Source organism: cf. Phormidesmis sp. LEGE 11477, from assembly GCF_015207105.1.
In the GTDB taxonomy this organism is placed as follows: Bacteria; Cyanobacteriota; Cyanobacteriia; order Phormidesmidales; family Phormidesmidaceae; genus Phormidesmis.
On record NZ_JADEXO010000208.1, the window covers coordinates 1 to 4579 of the forward strand.

Annotated in this window: 4 protein-coding genes; all 4 read left to right on the plus strand. The window is 53.8% G+C overall.

Features of this window, described 5'->3' with window-relative positions; genetic code table 11:
- Window positions 1-77: 77 nt before the first annotated feature.
- The gene (locus tag IQ256_RS28455) at window positions 78-2522 is read left to right on the plus strand and encodes a TonB-dependent receptor domain-containing protein (RefSeq protein WP_370623573.1); all 2445 of its coding nucleotides are present in this window, start codon (window positions 78-80) and stop codon (window positions 2520-2522) included.
- Window positions 2523-2560: 38 nt separating this feature from the next.
- The gene (locus IQ256_RS28460; RefSeq protein ID WP_193859056.1) at window positions 2561-3115 is read left to right on the plus strand and encodes a hypothetical protein; all 555 of its coding nucleotides are present in this window, start codon (window positions 2561-2563) and stop codon (window positions 3113-3115) included.
- Complete coding sequence (locus tag IQ256_RS28465; RefSeq protein WP_193859057.1) at window positions 3105-3809, plus strand: energy-coupling factor transporter transmembrane protein EcfT; 705 nt, start codon at window positions 3105-3107, stop codon at window positions 3807-3809. Before IQ256_RS28460 ends, IQ256_RS28465 begins: the two co-directional genes overlap by 11 nt.
- On the plus strand, window positions 3797-4579 hold a 783-nt coding region (locus IQ256_RS28470; RefSeq protein WP_193859058.1), incomplete at its 3' end, for an ABC transporter ATP-binding protein. The genes IQ256_RS28465 and IQ256_RS28470, both read left to right, overlap by 13 nt.

A 4579-nucleotide genomic window follows, 5' to 3' on the forward strand; every position in this document is an offset into this window, starting at 1 on the left:
ATTTTCCTTTAATCAGATAGCAGAAAATCGAGTAGTAAAAATTAGACAGTCAACAAAGTAATGGGTGAGGAATTTAGGTGCGACGGTTTTTGTTGTTTTTAGGGGGCGGGGCTGTTGCTTTTAGCATTGCGATCGCACCAGCCGCCCGAGCGCAAATCGTGCCACCATCCGACTCAGCGCCAATTGATCAAGGCAGTCCAAGCCAAATTGTGCAAATTGAAACTGTTCGCGTGATTGAAACGGAGGCAGGTCTACAGATTTTGTTAGATGGCGAAGCAGTGTCTGAGGCCAGCATTGTTGAAACTGTTTTTGGAAATACGCTAATTCTAGAGATCGCCAACGCTCAACTCGTCCCAGGTGCAGCGCTTCGGCAGGAAAGCCTTACCGAGGAGATTGAGCTATTGACGGTGAGCTCTTTTGATACTGACAGCGTGCGGATTCAAATCGTAGGTAAAACAGCGGTGCCGATCGTTGCTGCAGAGCCCGGAGAAACCGGACTAATCTTGGAAATAATAGGCGCGATCGCCCCGCCAGTCACCACCGATCCTGATGAAACTGTGCTAGAAGACGCGATCGCCGAGGAGGCTCCGCCAATAGCGGCCCCAGAAGAAGGGTTACGACTAGTGGTCACCGCAGCTCGTCGTCCGACCCCAGAGCTGGAGACGTCTGCCACTGTAGAAGTGGTCACCGCAGAAGATCTAGAACAGCAGCGTCCGCTCATTCGCACGGTGCCAGATGCCCTACAAACCTTGCCCGGTGTGACTATTAACCGCTTAGGGCTGCTCAGCGGATCGGTCAACATCCGGGGGGTAACCGGAGAACGTATTGGGCTGTTGGTCGATGGCGAACGCCGTCCTAATTTGGAATTCGGCCCCGATTTTGGCAGCGTCGATCCGTTTCGAGTAGAGCGCATCGAAGTCTTGCAAGGTCCTGCCTCTTCTATCTACGGCGCGGATTCTTTTGGCGGCGTGGTCAATGTCATTACCAAACTGCCTGAGCCCGATCAGCCCTTTACCGTTAGCAGCGAGACTTATGGAGGCGGCTTCTCTGAATTCAACACGAACCTAGAGCTGTCTGGCCCTAACTATGTACTGGGCGCGACCTACCGCACCGCTGGAGACGCACGTGATGGCAGTGGCAATCTGATTCCGCCTGATGGCACCGAATACACTGTGTTCGATCTGTATGGGGTGGGGCGCTACGACATCAATGACCAGTCTCGCCTAATCTTGCGACTCGATCGCTACCGTCAAGACGACGCGGATCTTAATGGCTTTCCTTCTCCTCCGTTTTTAGAGGCCCGCAACAAGTTTCGGCAGACAAATCGCTATTCTTTGGCCTACATCAATGACGATCTCGCTGGCAGTACTGAGTTAGAAGTGCGGGCCTACTATCAGCGCAGTCGCCGCCAGTCTGAAACGTTGAGCCAGTTCACAGTTCCCTTTCCAGTGCCGACCGACATCACGGTGCCTACGTCAGATCTCACTGATACCGAAAGCGTTGGTCTTACAGGAATTGCCACCACCGCCATCGGTGATGCGACACTGACCTATGGCTATGACTTTAGCCAAGATACTTCTCGGTTTGAAGATCGGGTGGCTGATACCACTTCTCCGAGTGCTCAGCGTGATTTTCACGGATTCTTCGCTCAGTCGATTTACAACGTGACGGATGATTGGACGTTGACGGGTGGAGCCAGGCTCGATTTTTTCACCACAGAAAGCGCCGATCAGTCCGATGATCTCAGTGCCGTTACGTTCAATGTCGGCAGCGTCTACGAAATTACAGATGGGTTGCTAGCGCGGGTTAATTTCGCTCAAGGCGTGCGTCCGCCTAGTTTGTTATTTTTGTTTGGCAGCGCGGCTGATGGGACTTTCTTTGCCCCTACGCGCGGGCAGGTGCAGTCTAATCCAGACTTATCGCCCGAGCGAGCCAACAATATTGACATTGGGTTGGATTATACCCGTGGTGACTTTACAGCGGGTCTGGTTTATTTCCGCAACAGCATTAGCGATTTTCAAGGATTTGAATCCTTTACGCCAGCGCCGGGTCCACCTGGTCCACCTGGGCCACCGCCGCCTTCTACTCGGGTGGTGAACAAAGATGTGCTGATTCAGGGCGTGCAGCTCAATGCCGCCTACGAGTTCATTCCTGGCCTGAGCCTGGCGGGCAATCTCACCTTTGCCGATAGTGAGGATCAATCGGGTCGGCCTTTAAATCAGCTTGAGGTATTTCCGACGACGGCACTGATGCGCTTGAGCTATGCGCGCGATCGCGTCTTTGGGCTGCTTCAGTCTCGCATTTATGCGGGCCAAGGCGATGTCGTGTTAGAAGATAACAATATTGGCCCTGGGAGTGAAGGCGCGGTGGTATTCGATCTGAGCTTGGGTTACCAGGTTGCCTCGGCTACGCAGCTCACTTTCACGGTCGAAAATCTGTTTGATACGCCCTACGCCTATCCCACTTCAAACTTTGACGCGCCGGGGGCAAGAGTGTTGTTTGGCGTCAATACCAGTTTCTAAACAAGTGTCTAATAGGAGCCAAAAACAGGAGAAACAACATGCCGAAATCTGCCCGTCCCTGGCAGCTCAGAGACTATGTATTCGCCGCTTTTATGACGATTGGGATTGCGGTGGCCTCGGTGATTACGGTGCCGCTGACGCTGTCGATTCCACTACCGGGGATTAGAACCATTGTTTGGGCACCGTTTGCAGGGATTTTTCTAACCTTAGGCATGGCCCGACTGCAGCGCTCTGGCAGTGTTGCTTTGATGATTGGCGTATTGGCGCTGGTCTTAAGCCGACTTTCTTGGATTATCACGGCTTTTCTCGTAGTAGCGCTGCTGGTGACAGAGCTAGTGATGCTGCTTCGCGGCGGGTTCTATGGCCGGGTGAATCGCCTGTTAGGGAATGTGTTGTTCTTTAGTAGTGCGACGGTTGCTGGTGCTTTGGTCGGCGCTTATGCGGCTGGCGATATCTTTGCGGCTTGGGTAGGACAGAGCTGGCTGCTGATATTGATGACGATAGTGTCTGGCTTGGCCGGTGCTCTTGGCTGGTGGCTAGGCGAGCGGGTGGTCAAGCAATTGCAGCGGGCAGGAAAGCTGAATGTTGACTAGCGCGGCGGGATCTTCACGTCATTCAAAGCGGGGGTGGCTTTGGTCGGTGAATCCACTGCTGAAGATCGTCTTGAGCCTCGTGGCGGTGGCGGTGGCGTTTGCCTTGCAAAATCTCGCTGCGGCAGGGTTGCTGGTAGGGGTATTGCTGGCATTGCTATTGACGGTGGGAATGCCGTGGCGTCTGTGGTTGACGGGTGCGATCGCCATTCTGCTGTTCACCGCGCTCACCTGGCTATTGCGAGATGGCCCCGCCGCCCTGCTAAACACCCTAAGATTGCTGGCGATTTTGCTGCCGGGGCCGCTTTTTTCTTTGACCACCTCGCCTGCGGATCTCACCCGCGCCCTGCAAGCGGTGAAGCTGCCCTCTTTTTTGGTCTTGAGCCTGATGCTAGTGTGGCGATTTCTGCCCGTTATCCAGCAAGAGGCTCAGCGAATTATAGAAGCGAACCAGCTACGCGGAGTTGATTTGGGGCGGCGGCCCAGGCAGTGGTTTTCAGGCTTATTTGTGCCGCTGATTTTTCGGATTGTCAGCTATGCCGATGAGGTAACCGTGGGCCTAGAGACTCGCAGCTATGATCCGAATGCCCATCGGAGTATGGGCCAGCCGCTGCGGTGGCGAAGATTGGATAGTGGGGTAGCGATCGCAGCTATCCTCATCTTTTGCGCCGTTGGGCATTTGCAATGGAGCCAGTAGTCCAGGTTGAGAACTTAAGCTTTACCTACGCGAATGCCGCGCAGCCAGTGCTGAGTGAGATTAACTTGGCGCTGCGTCCAGGAGAAATCACGCTGGTTGCCGGGGCAACTGGCAGCGGCAAAAGCACTTTGCTGGGCTGCATTGCGGGGATTACGCCGACCCATATCAGCGGCACTCTAACCGGCACTATTCGCTGTCAGGGGCAAGCGATTGAAAGCTGGAGCATTTGCCAGCGATCACACCAGATCGGCATTCTGTTGCAAAACGTCGAAACCCAGATCTTTACCGATACCGTTTACGACGAAGTTGTCTTTGGTTTAGAAAATCTCAATACCCCGACTGCGCGTATTCCGCTGCTAGCTCAGGCTATTCTGCAAGAATTCGACTTACAGGCCCAAAAAGACTGGCCAATTGCTCACTTGTCGGCTGGCCAAAAGCAGCGACTCATGATCGCCTGCGTCTTGGCAATGGATCAACCAGTTCTAATGCTCGATGAGCCCTTCGCCTATCTCGATCGATCCACCGCTCACTTCCTGCTCGATTTACTCAAACAAAGAGCCGTTCAGGGGCAGGCCATTCTCATTGTTGAACATCGACTAGATCTCGTCCAACAGATTTGCGATCGCACCCTTCACATTCACCAAACCCGCCTTCTCTCTGGCTCCCCGCCCCTTTCCCAACAAAAGGTCAGAGAAACCCAACGCGAAGTACCTCAAAACGAGAAAGTTTCCCCGCTCTTTTCAGCATCAGCGCCTCTGCTTCAAACCGAT

What these genes read in the sequence shown, in the direction of transcription:
- IQ256_RS28465 (WP_193859057.1), top strand. Translation starts at nt 3,105, where the DNA reads ATGTTGACTAGCGCGGCGGGATCTTCACGTCATTCAAAGCGGGGGTGG.
- IQ256_RS28460 (WP_193859056.1), top strand. Translation starts at nt 2,561, where the DNA reads ATGCCGAAATCTGCCCGTCCCTGGCAGCTCAGAGACTATGTATTCGCC.